Annotated in this window: 7 protein-coding genes; 4 read left to right on the top strand and 3 right to left on the bottom strand. The window is 38.5% G+C overall.

Translation table 11 applies throughout. The annotated features are described in order from the left end of the window. Positions 1 to 38: 38 nt before the first annotated feature. The 4 genes from SOM12_RS20045 (at position 39) to SOM12_RS20030 (ending at position 4007) form a co-directional block, all read left to right on the top strand. The gene (locus SOM12_RS20045; RefSeq protein WP_320495095.1) at positions 39 to 1061 is read left to right on the top strand and encodes a glycoside hydrolase family 43 protein; all 1023 of its coding nucleotides are present in this window, start codon (positions 39 to 41) and stop codon (positions 1059 to 1061) included. Between the two features lie 23 nt (positions 1062 to 1084). Continuing rightward, positions 1085 to 2263 (top strand): aldose epimerase family protein, encoded by a 1179-nt coding sequence (locus SOM12_RS20040; protein ID WP_320495093.1) that lies wholly within the window; start codon positions 1085 to 1087, stop codon positions 2261 to 2263. 204 nt (positions 2264 to 2467) lie between these two features. Next, on the top strand, positions 2468 to 3448 hold the full coding sequence (locus tag SOM12_RS20035; protein ID WP_320495092.1) for a glycoside hydrolase family 43 protein: 981 nt from the start codon (positions 2468 to 2470) through the stop codon (positions 3446 to 3448). Between the two features lie 145 nt (positions 3449 to 3593). After that, the gene (locus SOM12_RS20030; protein ID WP_095927837.1) at positions 3594 to 4007 is read left to right on the top strand and encodes a 3-hydroxyacyl-ACP dehydratase FabZ family protein; all 414 of its coding nucleotides are present in this window, start codon (positions 3594 to 3596) and stop codon (positions 4005 to 4007) included. Between the two features lie 99 nt (positions 4008 to 4106). On the opposite strand, the gene SOM12_RS20025 is transcribed toward SOM12_RS20030, so the two are convergent. From SOM12_RS20025 to SOM12_RS20015, 3 genes are read right to left on the bottom strand one after another with little or no spacing between them, the layout of a single operon-like run. Then, a complete protein-coding gene (locus SOM12_RS20025; protein ID WP_320495091.1) occupies positions 4107 to 6035 on the bottom strand; it encodes an OmpA family protein in 1929 nt (642 codons plus the stop codon). A gap of 12 nt (positions 6036 to 6047) precedes the next feature. After that, positions 6048 to 6971 carry a type IX secretion system membrane protein PorP/SprF gene (locus SOM12_RS20020; RefSeq protein ID WP_320495089.1) on the bottom strand — a complete coding sequence of 308 codons (924 nt, stop codon included), beginning with the start codon at positions 6969 to 6971 and terminating at the stop codon, positions 6048 to 6050. A 55-nt stretch (positions 6972 to 7026) separates the two neighbouring features. Next, positions 7027 to 17847 (bottom strand): PKD domain-containing protein, encoded by a 10821-nt coding sequence (locus SOM12_RS20015; protein ID WP_320495088.1) that lies wholly within the window; start codon positions 17845 to 17847, stop codon positions 7027 to 7029. Between the last annotated feature and the right edge of the window lie 330 nt (positions 17848 to 18177).

Genomic DNA, 18177 nt, shown 5'->3' with positions numbered 1-18177 from the left:
CTGCGAGAGAAAATTCAAAGACTAACAAAAAACTAAAAATGAAAAAATATCTAATCCTTTTTCTGTTCACAACAATAAGTTTTGCACAGCAAAAAACATTCACAAACCCCATTCTGCCATCGGGAGCAGATCCTTACAGCACGTATTACAAAGGCTATTATTACTATACCAACACGCTTGGAAATAAATTGGTGTTGTGGAAAACAAAAGACCTTTCTGATATCAAAAATGCCGAAAGCAAAGTGATTTGGACACCACCCAAAAACACCAATTATTCGGCAGAAATCTGGGCGCCAGAGTTTCATATCATCAACGGAAAGTGGTATTGCTATTTTGCAGCCGATAATGGCGATAATAACAATCACAGAATGTATGTTTTAGAAAATAAATCATCAGATCCGTTTAAAGGAAAATTTGAGTTTAAAGGTAAAATTGCTGCGAAAACCGATAAATGGGCAATTGATGGGAATGTATTCGAGTATAAAAAACAGCTTTACATGATTTGGGCAGGCTGGGCAGGAGATAAAAACGGTCAGCAGAATATTTACATTGCCAAAATGAAAAATCCGCTTGAGATTGATGGCGATCGTGTTATGATTTCTGCGCCAACAAACGATTGGGAAACACACGGCGCTTTGCATGATAAGGTAAATCCGCCGCAGGTGAATGTGAACGAAGGTCCACAATTTTTAGAAAGAAACAGTAAAATCTTTATTGTTTTCTCGGCAAGCGGATGCTGGACTGATTTCTATGCTTTAGGATTGTTAACATTTAACGGCGGAGAAAATTTGCTAGATGCGAATGCTTGGAAGAAATCTCCTGAGCCTATTTTCAAACAATCTTCAATCAACAAGGTGTATGCGCCAGGACACAATTCATTCTTTAAATCTCCTGATGGAAAAGAAGATTGGATTCTGTATCACGCTAACTCAAACCCGGGCGAAGGTTGCGGGAACAAAAGATCGCCAAGAATGCAGAAAATTGACTGGGATGCAAACGGATTTCCTGTTTTAGGCGAGCCAGTTAGCGAAGGAATGTCATTGGCTATTCCATCAAATTAAAATCATTTTCAAAAAAGATAAAAATGAAAAACATTCAAATTGCTACACTTTTGTTGCTGGCACTTTTTCAATTCAGCTGTAAAGACAGTAAAAAAGAAAATATTGTTTCAAAAGAAAACTCAGAAATCAAATCAGATACAGTAAAAACGGTTTTAGAGACTAAAAACTTCGACACAATCATTGATGGTAAAAAAGTCAGTTTGTATTGGATCGAAAATAAAGATATAAAAGCTGCTTTTACCAACTATGGTGGGCGATTAATAGGTTTATGGGTTAAAGATAAAAACGGAAAACCGACTGATGTTGTTGTTGGAATGAACAGTGCAAAGGGCTTTAAAAACGCCACAGAACCTTACTTTGGCGCTACAATTGGAAGAGTTGGCAACAGAGTTGCATTAGGTAAATTTACACTCGAAGGAAAGCACTATCAGATTCCGCTTAATAATGGGAAAAATGCTTTACACAGTGGTGTAAAAGGGTTTCAGGATGTTGTTTGGAATGCTGAAAAGACAAACGGTAATACTTTGGTTTTTACATATGCTTCGCCAGATGGAGAACAAGGCTTTCCTGGAAATCTGAATGTAAAAGTGACTTATTCGATCACAGATAACAATGCTGTAAAAATGGAATACGAAGCGACGACGGATAAAACTACAATTGTCAATTTAACTAATCATGCCTTTTTCAATTTGAATGGAGAGGGAAGCGGGACAATTTTAAATCATGAATTACAGATTTACGGAGACAAATTTACACCAGTTGATGAAGGTTTGATTCCGACGGGAGAATTGAAATCGGTAAAAAATACGCCATTCGATTTTACATCAAAACATAAAATTGGCGAAAGAATAGAAACCAAAGACGAACAGCTCAAATTCGGAAAAGGTTATGACCACAATTATGTGCTTAAGTCAACGAAAAAAGATGGATTTATTCATGCTGCAACCATAAAAGGAGATATTTCAGGTATTACTTTAGATATTTATACAGAAGAGCCTGGAATTCAATTTTATAGCGGAAATTTTATGCAGAGTAAAAACACCTTTAAATCAGGTGTTAAGGATGATTTTAGAACTGCTTTTGCCTTAGAGACACAGCACTTTCCTGATGCGCCAAATCAGCCAAAATTCCCTCAAATAACATTAAAAGCAGGAGAGAAGTATCATACGGTTTCTTTGTATCAATTTTCATCTGAAAAGTAATAAGTTTTGAGTTAGAAGTTAGGATTAAAGAACCATTTTTTAAGGAAGATTTTAGAGCTTATTTTTTTCGAAATTAAGATGAGAATTTTTGAGTAAAATAATGGTTTTTAGTATGAATTTCCATTATAGAGGTTTTCTATAGTGTATCATTAACTATTTGATTTTTAGTTTTTAAATAGAATTAATTAAATAAAAAGTTTAATAATGAAGATAAAAAAATATTTTACGCTTTTAAGTCTGTTTTGTGTCTTTGTTTGCTGTTCTCAAGAGAAAGAAACTGGCAAAAAAACAGCTTCAAAAGACAAACCAATCTTGTTGGCAGATCCGACCATTTTTCACGAAAATGGAGTTTATCATTTGTACGGAACCACAACGGGAGATTTTCCTAACGGAGAAGGTTTTCAGGTGTACACTTCTTCTGATTTGAAAAAATGGAAAGGGCCTGTTGGAGCACAAAATGGTTTAGCATTAAAAAAAGGAGACGCTTATGGGACGAAAGGTTTTTGGGCACCGCAGGTTTTTAAATACAACAATAAATTTCATATGATTTATACCGCCGATGAGAATATTGCCATTGCAAGCAGTAATAGTCCGCTTGGGCCATTTAAAAACGATTCTAAGACTCCAATGTTTAATTCGGGCAATCAGATCGATCCTTTCTTTTTTGTTGATCAGGACGGCAAAAAATACCTTTATCACGTGCGTTTGACCAATGGAAACCGAATTTTTGTAGCGGAACTTAAAGATGACTGGTCTGGAATTAAAGAAGAAACCCTTAAAGAATGTATTTCTGGCGGTCTTCCGTGGGAAAATACCCAGAATGTTTCTTGGCCAGTTACAGAAGGACCAACGGTATTGAAACACAATGATTTGTATTACATGATTTATTCTGCAAACGATTTTAGAAACCCTGATTATGCAGTAGGTTATGCAACAGCTAAGAGTCCGTTTGGGCCTTGGGAAAAAGCAACTGAAAGCCCGATAATCAGCCGAAAAGATGTGGGGATAAATGGAGTAGGTCACGGTGATGTTTTCTATGATACAAACGGAAAAATGAAGTATGTACTGCATACACATTTTAGCAATAGCGGTGTTTCTCCAAGAAAAGCGGGAATAATCGATATTGATTTTGAAGGAAATAAAATCAAAGCAGATGCTAAAAGTTTTGTTTTATTGCAAGAATAAAGCTTGTGATTTTAGGGTTGATAACGCGGGGCTGACTCAATTTGAGTTGGCCCTTTTTTTAACATTTTAACCTGCTTTTAACACAGATGCCATTTTAATATTGTCTATTTCAGTTCAGATTCGTACATTGTTAAAAATTACAGACATGACTAAAAAAATAGAAGATTTAATTCCGCATCGTGCTCCATTTCTCTTTGTAGATGAAATTATTTCTTATACCACAGACACAATCGTTGGTTTAAAGACGTTTACAGATAAAGATGCCTGGCTTCAGGGCAGTTTTCCCGATTTTAATTTTGTTCCGGGAACTATTTTGATTGAAGCGATGGCACAATGTGGCGGTGCAGGTATAAAGCTTTTAGGGATTGCAGATGGCGTTTTTGGATTGGTTAGTATGGATAATGTTGAATTTTTTGCGGGTGTTGAGTTCAATAAACTCGTTAAATTTGTTGTAAAAAACATTCGCACAAGCGAAAAAATCATAAAACAATCGGGTGAAGCTTTTGATGAGGATAGATTGATTATGAAAGGGGAATGGATGTGTGTGAAGTTGCAGTAGGAGAATAGAGAATAGAAGCAAGAGAAAAGATCTGGTAGAGGCAAGAGCGATTGAGAAATAAAGAAAGCGTCCTGAGATAATCTTGGGACGCTTTTCTTTTTACATTTTTGTGATGATGAATTCGCTTCGGCGGTTGATTTGGTGTTGTGCTTCTGTGCAGGGAACTCCGTTGGAGCAATTGTTGATTAATTGGGTTTCTCCGTAGCCAATTGCGCTTTCTATTCTTTCTGGTGCAACTCCTTGAGAAATTAGATAATCTCTTGTGGCTTTTGCTCTTCGGTCAGATAATTCTAAATTGTATTGATCATTGGCACGGGAGTCGGTATGCGATTCTATTTTGATCACAACCGTGTTGTACTGATGCATTAAGAGAACTACTTTATTGAGCTCTATTGCAGCGTCATAACGAATATCAGATTTATCTAAATCAAAGAAAATAATTCCGATTTTTATTTTTAGAACTCCATTTTCGCGAACAATTAAAGCAGGATCTAAGCCTACAAGAGCTTCTGTTTTTCCTGAACTGTTTGCTGTTACGATTGCTTTAGTATTGGCATTATAATTCTCTTTTGTAACTTCAATCGTATAAGGAGTATTGCAATTTACATTGTTATTGAAATCGTATATTCCGTCCAATTGAGAAACAGTTTCGGCCACTTTTATTCCGTTTGCATTTTTCAGCGTTACCATGGCACCTGCAATTCTGTTGTTTGAAATGGCATCAAAAACATAACCGCTTATGGCTTGATTGCAAGATCTTTCAAAAGAGTAAATGTCATCATCGCCTTTTCCTGTTTTTCTATTCGAACAGACAAAACCTTTGTTGGTGGCTTCGTTAACGATATAGCCAAAATCGTCTCGATTGCTGTTTAATGGCGCTCCCAGATTTGCTGGTGTCTCAAAAACGCCATCGTTTATTCTGCTTTCGAATACGTCTAGACCTCCTAAACCTAAAAATCCGTCAGAAGAAAAATACAATGCTTGATCGGTGATGTACGGAAACATTTCGCGTCCTGTTGTGTTTATTTTTTCGCCTAAATTTTTGGGTTCAGAGAATTGATTATTGCCTAAAATATCGACTACAAAAATATCTGTCGAACCAATTGTTCCAGGCATATCCGACACGAAATAGAGCTTTTTTCCGTCTTTACTTACCGCAGGATGTCCGACTGAATAGCTATCGCTATTAAAGCGCAGTTCCTGAATATTGGTCCAATTTGTGGCGCCATTTTCGCTTTCTACAGCTGTTGCCGAATAAATTTTAAGATTATTGATGCCTTTATTATCTCGTTTCAGTTTTCCGTTATAATTGTTTCGGGTAAAATAAATCGTTTTTTCATCGGGAGAAAAGGCGATACAGGCTTCGTGATACTTGGTTGTAATGTCTTTTCCGAAACGTTCTTTAAAAGTCACATTCGATTGTGTTTCGCTTATTTTGCCCAGCTGCATATTTAAATAAGGCTGATCGTTCCATCCGTATCTGTCTGTTTTTAAATACGAAGAATCGACTGTTGTCGAATAAACTAAATCGCCTTTGTAATACATCGGACCAAAATCAGAATAAGTAGAGTTGATGTCTAAGTTTTCTAGTATAAAAGAAGGTTTTATGTTTTCGATATCTTCTAATGTGACATTTTTTAGCGAGAAGTTCTTCGCTCTAGCATCGGTCGATTTTTGTTTTTCGGCGAAGCTCTTCATCCATTTTTTAGCCAGATCATAATTCTGAATTCCCTGCAGCGACTGTGCGTAACGAAAAAGATATTCGGCAGAAACCTCATTTGGATATTCTGAAATCAGCTTTCCGTACCATTTTGATGCGCTTGACATTCTGGTATTAAAATAATAAGCATCTCCAAGTCGCTGAAGCGTTTCTTTGGAAGCATCACCATTATTTATGGAAAGCTCATACGATTTTGCAGCTTCCACATAATACATCTTATCAAAAAGAGCATCGGCAGTTTTGTTTTTGGTTTGTGAATGAATCAGCTGTATAACCAATAATGCGAGTATAGTAATTGTTCTTTTCATAGACTATCCGTATTAAAAGAATCTTGGTGATTTTAATCCTTTTTTGCGTGAAACCAGTTCAAAACGAAGCATAATTTCGTGCGTACCGCTATTATAATTCTGCAAAGCGGTTGTGGTGTAATCGTAGGCATAACCAGCCATAATCATTGGTGTAATCTGGATTCCGACCAGACCGCTTACGGAGTCTGATGTACGATAGGAAACACCGAGCGTTAGAGCATTGTTGAACATAAAATTGGCTGATATATCGGCAATAATTGGAGCGCCGGCCACATATTTTAGGAAAACAGCGGGTTTAAATTTGGTATGTGCCGAAAGGTCAAAAACATAACCTCCAATAAGATAAACATGTATTCTCTGATTGACTAAATCTTCGCTGATATCATCATAAGTATAACGTTCGCGGGTCATGAAATTCGGAACGGAAAGTCCGATGTAATCTCTTTCTCCGTGCCAATACAATCCAGCGCCAACTACAGGAAGGAATTTATTGGTAATGTTTTCACGAAATTGCACATCGGGATCTTTGTAGCTTCCTTTAGACCAGTCGATATTAATGACGCGTCCGCCGCCTTTTATACCAAAGGAAAGTTTGTGTGTTTCGCCAGATTTGATGCTATATGAGAAATTGGCATCCAAATATTGTTCTTCTGTGGGTCCGATTTCTTCGTTTACGATCGAAATTCCAAGACCTACATTTTTTCCGACTGGAGTATCCAATGAAAAACTTTGCGTGTCTGGAGCTCCTTCAATACCAACCCATTGTGTTCTGTAAATTCCTGTTATGGCTAAATGTCCTAACGAACCGGCATATGCCGAGTTTACGGTGAGTGTATTGTACATATACTGCGTGTATTGCGGGTCTTGCTGTGCAAAGGCTCCATATGCCGAGAATAGAGTTATTATCGCGAAAACCTTTTTTATATTTTTAATCATAGCCAATTTTATTTTGGTTAATCCTATTCTTAAACTTTTCATTTTCTGGATGGTTCTATTTGAGGTAAAGCCATCCAGAGGTTTTTTTAGATCCGTCTCCTAAATCCAGAATATAGAAATAGGTGCCTTCAGGAAGCGTTTTGGCAGAACCTTCCGCTTTTCCGTCCCAAGTGTTTTTATAGCCTTTTTGGTAATAAACCAAATTACCCCAGCGGTTAAAGATTTCCAGCTGATTATTAGGATATCTTTCGATACAATCGATGTAGAAGAAATCGTTCTGGCCATCATCATTTGGTGAAAACTCGTTATAGATTTTCAGACAGTTTGGCGAAACAGTCGCGCTATCCTGATTGTTTGCCGAATTGGTGTCTATCTGATCCAGTTTTGTCAAATGTGCTGTGTTTAGATAATCATTAAAATCGACGACTTTAACCGCTAAAGTTAGGGTTTGTATAGCTCCGGCATTGATTGATGGAATGCTCCAAATGCCGGTTTTAGGATCATAAGTGCCTGAACTTACGGTTGAATTTACTAATGAATATCCTTTTGGTAGAGCATCTTGAACTTCTACGTTTGTTGCCGTTAAATTGTCTAAGTTTTCTGCTGTAATGGTAAAGGTTACCTGAGTATCCATAGGAACATCTGTTTTATCGACTTCCTTGTTAATCGCTATATCAGTGGAAGGGATATTGATAAATTCAGAATCTTCATCATCTTCGCTTTGATCTCCGTTATCGTTATTTGGAGTCGAATCTGGATCAAATTGATTGCTGGCAGTTACCTGAGCGATATTAACAAAATCAGCATTTTCCAGTCCAAGCGGATTGGCAACAGTTGCCTCGTACGTTAACGTAATGCCTCCTACAGGAACAGTCAAATCGACCCATTTGATAATATTTTTGCTAAAAATACCTCCATTATTGATATTTGAAATGTTCTTGAATCCAAGCGGTATCAAGTCTTCAACAGCAACTCCGGTAGCGGTGCTAGGCCCTTCATTGTTAAGCTGAATAGTAAATGTTACCACTTCGTTTACATTGGCGTTTTTGTTGCTGGCTGTTTTTTCCAGACTTAAATCGGCAACGGCAACTTTGATTTGTAAACTGTCATAATCGTCCTCTGTTGTAACTCCGTTGTTTGGAGTCGAATCAGGATCGGGAAGGTTACTGGCAATAACCTCAGTTGTATTTATGTATTGATTTGTTATACCTGATGGCTTATTCACTGTGGTGTAAATATCTAATGATTGATCAGTTCCCGTTGGAATATTTCCGACATTCCAAATACCTGTCACATAATTGTATAAACCACTTGTAGGACTACTTGTTTGATAGGTAAATCCAGGGGGAAGCAAATCTTTTACTCTTACACCAGATGCATCTGCAGGCCCATCATTCGTAACGGTAACTGTGAAAATAACCGTTGAGCCCACATCATGAACGGCATCCTGATTAAGAGCTGTTTTTTTAATAGATAAATCTGCCATTACAATTACAGGCGTAACAGAAATACTGTCGTAATCATCTTCTGTCGCAATTCCATTGCCTGGTGTACTGTCCGGATCATGTTGATCTGCAGTCATAATTTCTGCTATATTTAAATATTCGTCTGCAGTACCTGTTGGAGCTTTTACAAAAACATTTAAAATTAAAGTATGACTATTGCCAGCAAGTATAATTCCAGGAGTCCATTCTCCTGTTGCCGGATTATAAGCTCCCGAAGTCGAATTATAGAAAATATAATCATATCCAGAAGGAAGTACATCTTTGACAATAATTCCAGTAGCATTGCTTGGACCTGAGTTGGTTAATGTTATGGAGAATGAAATCTGCGATCCTACAGCAGGATTAAGTATGTTATTGATTACTTTTTTCTCAATAGAAAGATCGGCTACAGCAGGAACTGGCGTTAATAATACAGAACTTATATCATCTTCACCGCTAACATTATTGTTTGGTGTTGAATCTGGATCCGGTTCATTTGAAGCATAAACCTCGGCAATATTATTATAATCACCTGTTGTGTTCACTTTTGCGCCTATGAGTAAAGATTCTGAGCTTCCTGTTGGTATAGTTCCAATATCCCATATTCCGGTTGTATTAAAATATTGCCCAGCTGTTGAGCTGTATACGACATATTCGTAACCGCTCGGCAACAAATCTTTTACTTGAACACCTGTTGCAGTTTGCGGACCACTGTTTTTTACGGTTATTTCAAAAGTAACGGTAGCACCAAATATTGGACTAATATTACCGCCGACTACGGCTTTTGTAAGTGATAAATCGGCCATAGGAACAACAGGAGTTGTTGCAATTTCAGCATAATCATTTTCTGTTGGGATTCCGTTATTTGGAGTCGAATTAGGGTCTGGTAGATTACTAGCAGTAACTTCGGCAATATTTACATAATTCCCTGTCGAATTTACAACAGCGGTTATTCGTAATACTTGCGAATCTCCGTTTAAGAATGAACCAATTGCCCATTTTCCAGTTGCTGGATTGTAAGTTCCTTTTGTGGTGCTGTAGTTAGTAAAAGTATATCCAGAAGGTAGTAAATCTGTCACTTCCACTCCTGTAGTATTTTGAGGGCCATTATTGGTTGCAATTACTTCAAAAATGACTTGCGCACCTATAAGTGGCGTCGCATTATTTACTGTTTTAGTTAAAGATAAATCGGCCGCTAATGGGTTTGGAGTAGTTGTTACTGATGCATAATCATCTTCTGTGGTAACTCCGTTGTTTGGAGTTGAGTCAGGATCTTCATAATCAGCTGCAGTTACTTCTGCAATATTAGTGTAATTTCCAGAGCCGTTTACAGTTGCTGTAATTTGAAGAGTTTCAGATTTTCCGTTTACGATATTGCCAATGTTCCATAAACCTGTTGCTGGCGTATAGGTTCCCGTAGAAATTGTATATCCAGTAAGTGTATATCCGGAAGGGAGCAAATCTGTAACTTGAACACCTTTATTGTCATCTTTTCCGCTGTTGGTAATTATAACTTCAAAAGTAACTTGAGAACCAACTAACGGTACAGAATTATTAACTGTCTTTGTCAATGATAAATCAGAAACTGGCGGAGGAGGAGGTGTATCTGCTCTCACACCTACTGGAGCAATTGCATAGTCATCTTCCAATATTGCTCCGTTGTTTGGAGTTGAATCAGGATCAGGAAGACCAGCTGCGGTTACTTCTGCTATGTTCACAAAATTTCCAATTGCATTTGCTATTGCTGCAATTTGCAGTGTTTCTGATTGATTTTTTGGCAAGTTTCCAATATTCCATAAACCTGTTGCTGGATCATAAGTTCCTCTTGAAACGGTATATCTAGTAAATGTAAATGCTGCAGGCAGTAAGTCGGTTACCTGAACACTTGTATTGTCCTCTGGCCCGCTATTGGTAACAATTATTTCAAATGTAATTTCTGTATTAACAATCGGAGTTGAATCGCTAACCGTTTTTGTTAACGAAAGATCAGAAGAAAGAGCTGTTGGAGTAGTTGTCGCTGTTGCATAATCATCTTCTGTCGTAACTCCATTATTAGGCGTACTGTCAGGGTCAGGCTGATTGCTTGCTGTAATTTCGGCTGTATTAGTGTAGTTTCCTGCAGTATTTACTACCGCTGTTATTTGTAAAGTATGAGTAGCACCAATTGCGACATTTCCAACGGTCCATAAACCTGTCGAAGAATTATAACTTCCAGCGGTTGCACTATAAGAGTTATAGGTATAACCTGAAGGCAGTAAATCGGTTATTGTAACATTATCTGTGGCTTGTGGTCCTGCGTTGTTTACCTGAAGACTAAAAGTTACTTGTGACCCCACTAGAGGCGTAGTATTATTTACTGTTTTAGTTAATGATAAATCAGCAGATGTTGCTATTGGAGTTGTTGTGGCTTCTGCATAATCGTCTTCAGTTGTAATTCCGTTATTAGGAGTCGAATCAGGATCAGGCTGACTGCTTGCTGTAATTTCGGCACTATTGGTGTAGTTTCCTGTAGCATTCACTGTGGCAGTTATTTGTAAAGTATAAGAATCTGAAATAGGCATATTTCCAACTGTCCAAATTCCTGTTGACGAATCATAACTACCTGTTGTTGCACTATAAGATACGTAGGTATATCCAGAAGGCAGTAGATCGGTAACGGCCACAGAATTTGCTTCTTGCGGACCAGAATTGGTTACCTGAATACTGAAAATCACCTGCGAACCCACAAGTGGAGTAGCATTGTTTACGGTTTTAGTTAAAGATAAATCTGCCGATGTTGGAACAGGAACTGTTGTAACTTCTGCATAATCGTCTTCGGTTGTAACTCCATTATTTGGAGTTGAGTCTGGGTCGGGAAGATTAGCAGCTGTGACCTCGGCTTTATTTGTATAATCGCCACTTGGGTTTACCCTCGCTACAATTTGAAGTGTTTCTGCATCACCGGTAACTAAATTACCCACTGTCCATATTCCTGTAGTCGTATCGTAAGTTCCTGTAGAAATGGTAAATCCAGTAAAAGTATATCCAGACGGAAGAATATCTGTCACTTGTACGCCAAAGTTGTCCTGAGGGCCATTATTGGTTACAACTACTTCAAAAGTAACTAACGAACCTACTAAAGGGGTAGTATTATTAACGGTTTTTGTTAAAGATAGATCTGAGGATTGTGGAATAGGAGTAGTGGTTGCAGTTCCATAATCGTCTTCTGTTGGCACTCCGTTATTGGGTGTGGAGTCAGGATCTGTAGTATCACTATTGGTGACTTCTGCAATATTCGTATAATCTCCTGTTGGATTAACTATTGCATTAATCTGTAATGTCTCAGATTCACTGCTTTCTAATATGTCTAGTGTCCATAAACCAGTTGTACTGTCATAAGTTCCGCTTGTAGCATTAAAAGTAGTGAAAGTATATCCAGAAGGCAGTAAATCGGTTACTTGAACTTGGGCTGCATCTTGAGGACCACTATTAGTGGTGATAATAGTAAACGTTACCACAGAGCCTACCAAAGGAGTAGCATTACTCACTGTTTTTGTCAATGATAAATCGGCTGCTGGCGGTATAGGAGTTAGTATTATACTATCTTCATCATCTTCGCTTTGATCTCCATCGTCATTATTAGGCGTACTATCAGGATCAGGAAGATTACTGGCAGTAACTTGTGTTATATTTTTATAATCTCCGGTTGGCAAAACTTTTGCATCCAGAATAAGTGATTCTGTAACGCCAACATCGACCGTACCAACATTCCATACTCCCGTAGTACTGTCATATGTTCCAGCAGACGAACTGTAATTTACGTATTGAAAACCAGAAGGCAGTAAATCGGTTACCTGTACTCCAGTTGCATTATTTGGACCGTCGTTTGTTATTTTAAGTTCAAACGAGACTTGGCTTCCAACGACAGGACTTGTATTACCCGTAACTACATTTTTGGTTAAAGATAAATCGGCAGAAGGACCAATAAAAGTAATTTCTACATCGTCTTGATCATCTTCAGAAGCGACGTTGTTATTTGGTGTACTATCTGGATCTGGCAAATCACTAGCTGTTATTTGTGCTACATTTAAATAATTTCCTAATGGATTTACAAAAGCATTAAAGGTCAGATCAACAGTAGAGTTTGCAGGCAATAGTAGATTTTTCCATTCGAGTGTAGCTGTAGCAACCTGATACGTTCCCCCAGCAGATACTGATCCCGGTATAAGGGTGTATCCCACAGGAATAACATCTTGTACGGCAACTCCTGTTGCATTTCCAGGTCCTCTGTTAAGTACATTAATAGTAAAAGCTACTTGGTCTCCAGCCGCCGCAGAAGTTGGGGTTACCGCTTTGGTAAGTTCCAAATCTGCTTGTTTTAGCGAAACAGAAGCTGTTGATATATCATCTTCTGGTAATCCGTTTCCAGGAGTACTGTCGGGATCAAACTGATGGGCCGTTTCTATTTCAGCGGTATTGATATAATCATTTGCGGAGGTAACAACGTTTACTTTGGCTGTAATTTGTAAAGCAAGAGAGTTTCCATTGTTTAGATTGCCAACATTCCAAATTCCTGTGGCATTATTATATTTTCCGCCACCATTGTCACTTACATAAGTATAGCCTGGAGGCAATTGGTCTGATACTGTAATTCCAGTTGCATTATTAGGGCCGCTGTTGGTAACTCTAATGGTAAACACAACATTATCGTTTATGCTGACAGTTGTTGGTGAAACGGTTTTTTGCAGTGATAAATCGGCTACATCAAGCACTACTGTCGCGCTGTCCTGATCGTCTTCTGCAGGGTTTTGGTTGTTAGGCGTACTGTCAGGATCAAATTGATCGGATGCAAAAACCTCTGCATTATTTACATAAGATCCACCGCCTAGAATAGTAGCTTTAAATGATAAATTTAAGATACTGCCACTCGGAATTGTTACACCGCTCCAAGTAATGGTGTTATCGCCAACATTGTAGATTCCTCCTGAAGTCACCGTTCCGGCAACTAGTGCAAATCCCATTGGAATATAATCACGGATGGCAACATTGGTTGCTGTAGCAGATCCGCCCAATGAATTGTTATTAAAAACATTTATATTGAAAGTAACCACATCTCCAACGCTTCCTGTTGTTGGTGTTACTGTTTTTGTTAATTCAAGATCTGCAATCGATAAAATGGTCAGGTTCATAGTATCTGATGAAACAGCACAATTACCATTGCTGACAGTCCATTGTAGAGTATATATTCCAGGAACAGTTCCGGTTACTGCTGAAGTAGGAGAGTTTACATCCATAAAACCTATAACGCTTGGCCCAGAAACCTGACTCCATTGACCAGTGCCGACTGTAGGAACGGTTGCATTTAAATTTACAGCTGTAAATTGGGGAACTATTTGATTTGGTCCTGCCTCTGCAGTTGAAGGATTTGCATAAATGGTCACTAAAACAGTATCTTCAGAAATACATCCGGTTGTGGTTATTGTCCATTTAAATGTATAAGTGCCAGGAATTAATCCTAACATCAGCGAGTTTGGATTATTTGGAGCTGATATTGTAGCCGAATTAGGTCCAGAAACTTGTGTCCATAGTCCTGTGCCAATAAGTGGAGTATTCCCCGCCATCGTTGTTGTTGTAGCATTACAGATTTCTTGATCGGGGCCGGCGTTGGCTACGGTCGGTGGATTATCATTAAAAGTGATGTTGACAGTATCTGAGGTTGGCTGACATAATGAAGGATTGGTAAAAGGACCGTTAGTAACCGTCCAAGTCAATACATAAGTGCCTAAAACATTAATATTAGATAGGGTAGTAACAGGACTGTTTGGATTGTCAATGACAGCATTTCCACCAGGAGGCTGAGAATCAAATGTCCATGTACCAATACCAACTGTTGGTGGCACAGCAGCTGTTTTGTAAGTGGTTTGACAAGCAACTGTATCATCAGGTCCTGCATTTGCTGTACTTGGAGGAGCATTCATTACAATTCTTACAATGTCAGACAATGTTCTGCAGGAAGGGCTTTCAAAGACCCATTCCAAAATATATAAACCAGGCACTGTTAAACCTGTAACAGTAGTCAATGGTGCAGTGGGAGTTGTTATTACAGCTACGCTTCCAGCAGGTTGAGATGCAAAACGCCATTCAAAAGTTGTAACATCTGGCGGAGGAACATTTCCGCTTAAAGAGGCAGTTCCATTAACATCAGAAATACATAAAGTTTGATCTGGACCTGCATTGGGCGGTACACTTGCTCCGCTAAAAATTTCAACATTTACAGAATCAGATGATCCTGGGCAAGTTGAACCATCAGGAAAAGTGGTAGAACTAGTGGTATAAGTAAAAACATAACTAGTTCCAGGAACAACAGTAGCATTTGCAATGTAGCTATTAGAAGGTGTTTGCGTTATAACAACAGCTGCTGGATTTCCAGATGTGCTGGTAAGTGTCCAAGTTCCAGTTGAGTTTTTATTTCCTGTAAGCTGAATGCTGGTAACATCACAATAGGTTTGAGTAGTTCCTGCATCTGCCGTTGGCGTTACTACCACAACCATATCGTCGAAAGTACCCTGACATAAAAAGATGCTTTTGGCTGTAATAGTCCACCTAAAAGTATACGTGCCTGCTGCAAGTCCATTAATTACAGTATTTGGATTAGTCGGATCAACAATATTGGGCTGATTAGGAGCGCCAGTTAACACTGACCATTGCCCTGTTTCAAAAAAACTATCGTAAGTACTTCCTGCCATTGTAACGCTGGTACTGGCACAGACATTTTGATCTGGTCCCGCAACAGCTTGATGAGGCGGAATACCGATAGTTAAATTAACATCATCGAATGCTTGACCACAGACCTCGGCTTCTATTGTCCATCTAAATATATAATAGCCGCTATAGGTAAACGTAAAGACAGCATTTGGATCATGTATATCACTTATGGTATAGCTTCCTACACCAGAAATTCTTGTCCAGGTTCCAATTCCTCCTGCACTTGCAGTAGCCGCCATTGTTATGGTATTGCCACAGATTTCCTGATCAGGCCCTGCATTTGTAGCTGGCGGAGTGTCTGCTATCGTAACTTTAACATCACTTTTATTAGGAAGACAAAGTCGGAGTCTGTTTTCTATTGCCCATGTAAAAGTGTATGTTCCGCTAGAAACAACCGTAACCGAAGTGTTTGGATCGTTTATGTCTGCAATAATCACCCCCGTGGTCGGTACAACGGTCCATGTTCCAAAATCTTGAGGATCGGTTGTATTTCCGCTAAGATTAAATGAGGTTGTACCATTAGGATAACACGAATCAGGGCCGGCATCTGAAGTGGTTGGAGCTGTACTGTTATTGGTAATAATTTGTACAGTATCAGAAATTGCTGCGCTGCAAGAAGGACCTGGATTTACATATGATATCGACCATTGAAGTTCATAAAGAGAGGCAGCAACGGTAAAACCAGATGCAACAGCATTAGGATCATTAACATTGGAGAAGACAACTGTACTAGGTCCTGAAATTTGGCTCCAAGTTCCAATTTCCCCACTTTGTGCAGGTGTTGCCGACATAGGTACTTGCGAACTTGCACAGACTACTTCGTCTGGTCCAGCATTTGGAGTGCTTAATGAAGTATCAGATACATGAATAGTTACCGTAGAAAAAGAAAATCCACAAGTTGCACCACCGCCTTTTGTTATATATTGAAAAACATAAGATCCAGGTATTAGACCTGTTACCTGAGTATCTATGGCAAAGTTATCGGCAATTACAGCTTGATTAGGACCACTAAGCTGACTCCAAAAATGCATACCATCACCTGTTGCAACCCCAGAAAGCATTGTACTGGTATCACCGCAGGGTATACTTACATCAGATCCTGCATTAGAAGGGGTCGGGTCGCCAGAGGCAAGAATATTCAAAGTATCAAAACCGTAATCACAGCCAGAAGTAAGTGAACCGTCTTGACTTCTGATAAATTCAACGGTATAATCTCCTGCTACAGTAAGAGTTAGAGTTAGAGAATTTCCAACATCTTGCAAAGCAGTAGGAAAGGGGGCAAGAGGTGAGTTAGCTGGACCGCTTACAATTCGGTACTGATTTACTCCTGATCCTGTAACCGTAAGTGGAATAGTAAATACTGTTGCATCACAGCTTCCAACCATGTCATCTCCGTTGTTAGCAACAATGGTTCTAGTTGCTCCGTTAAATTGTACATGATAATCTTTAGTAAAAATACAGCCTGTATTGCTATTAGTAAGCGTATATCTAAAAGTATATGGATCACCTTGATCTGATATATTTGTAACTAATGTTGTTGGGTTTGTTGGAGCAGCTATTACAGCGCCACTGTCTCCCGCTATTTGTGTCCATTGAACAGTTTCTCCAGCATAAAGAGGAGTTTGCGCTACTAAAGTTACTTGCGTAATTGTATTGTCGCAAAAGAAAATATTTTCATCACCGCCAGGAAGAGTCGTAACGTCTTGTGTCGCCGCTGGAACATTAATTACAACCAAATCATTGCCAGAAGCACAAGGTCCAGTTACCGTCCATCTGAAAGTATAAGTTCCTTGAACAAGATTTGAAACGCCTGTATTATTAGCGTTAGGATTGGCAATGGTTGGGGTATTTGGACCGCTTACAAATGTCCACTGTCCATTTTGTCCGTTAAGACCGCAGCCGCCATAAGTAGCATTAAGATTAGTGCTTTGTGTTGTAGTGTAACAATTGCTTAGCGTTTGATCTGGTCCTGCAGAAACGGGTTTAACACCTCCATAATTGGTTACTGTTATTTGAGAAGTAGTTCTGCAACGCTGTCCAGGAGCATATTCTGGACCTTCAATAACCCATTGTAGTGTTGTAACGCCACAGCTTGTAGCAGGCAAAGTTATCGTTGAGGTAGGCAGATTCGGGAAATTAATTACCACTCCTGCATTATTACCGCCAACAATTTCCCAATGGCCTGTTTCCCCAGTGTTTTGAGGTGCGTTTGCTGTTATAGATAAATTTCCAGTGCTATTAGGACAACTAGTAATGTTACCTCCTGCATTTGCTGTAGTTATAGGCTCAACATTTACGACTTTATCCTGATAGGCTGTAATTCCGTCGCTACAAGTTGCGCTATATCTAAAAATATAGGTATTTCCTCCTGTGTAGCCAGAAATGGTAGTACTTGGGCTAGTTGGCGAATTAATAGTTACAGCTGGCCCAGAGATTTGAGTCCATTTGACTGTACCGATAATTGGGCTAGGATTATTCCCAGTTAGAACCAATGCATCGGTTGCACAAATGGTAACATTTAAAACTCCAGCGTTTACAGTACAGTTTTGCGCATTTGCTTGAAAAGTAATAAGAAAAAGTAATAAGCCAGCAAAACCCAGTTTTTTTGATAAAGTAAAAATTCTCCAAGAAAAATAAAATTGTGCCATAAGCAATCAGGAATGAAAAGGCAGCACAGCAAATTACAACTACCTCGAAATTAATAAATTGATTTTGAGCATTTAATTGTAGTTAAGATTTGAATATGTTTGGGGTTACTCAAATTTAAAGAAAGATAGCTATGAAATGTTTTTTAGTATGTTGCATATTATAAAATGAAACATAAAAAATAGATTTTGCAACAATAAAAGGCTTTATAACAAGGTCAGTAAGCGTTTACTGTAATAATGTACTACATCTTATTTTTACAAAAAAAGTTTGAGTAGAGTGAAATATTTTAATAAAATTTAGTTTTCAAAGCTCCAGTAAAGTCGGGCAGA

Source organism: Flavobacterium sp. CFBP9031, from assembly GCF_034044945.1.
In the GTDB taxonomy this organism is placed as follows: Bacteria; Bacteroidota; Bacteroidia; order Flavobacteriales; family Flavobacteriaceae; genus Flavobacterium.
This window is presented reverse-complemented; position numbering and strand designations above follow the sequence as displayed.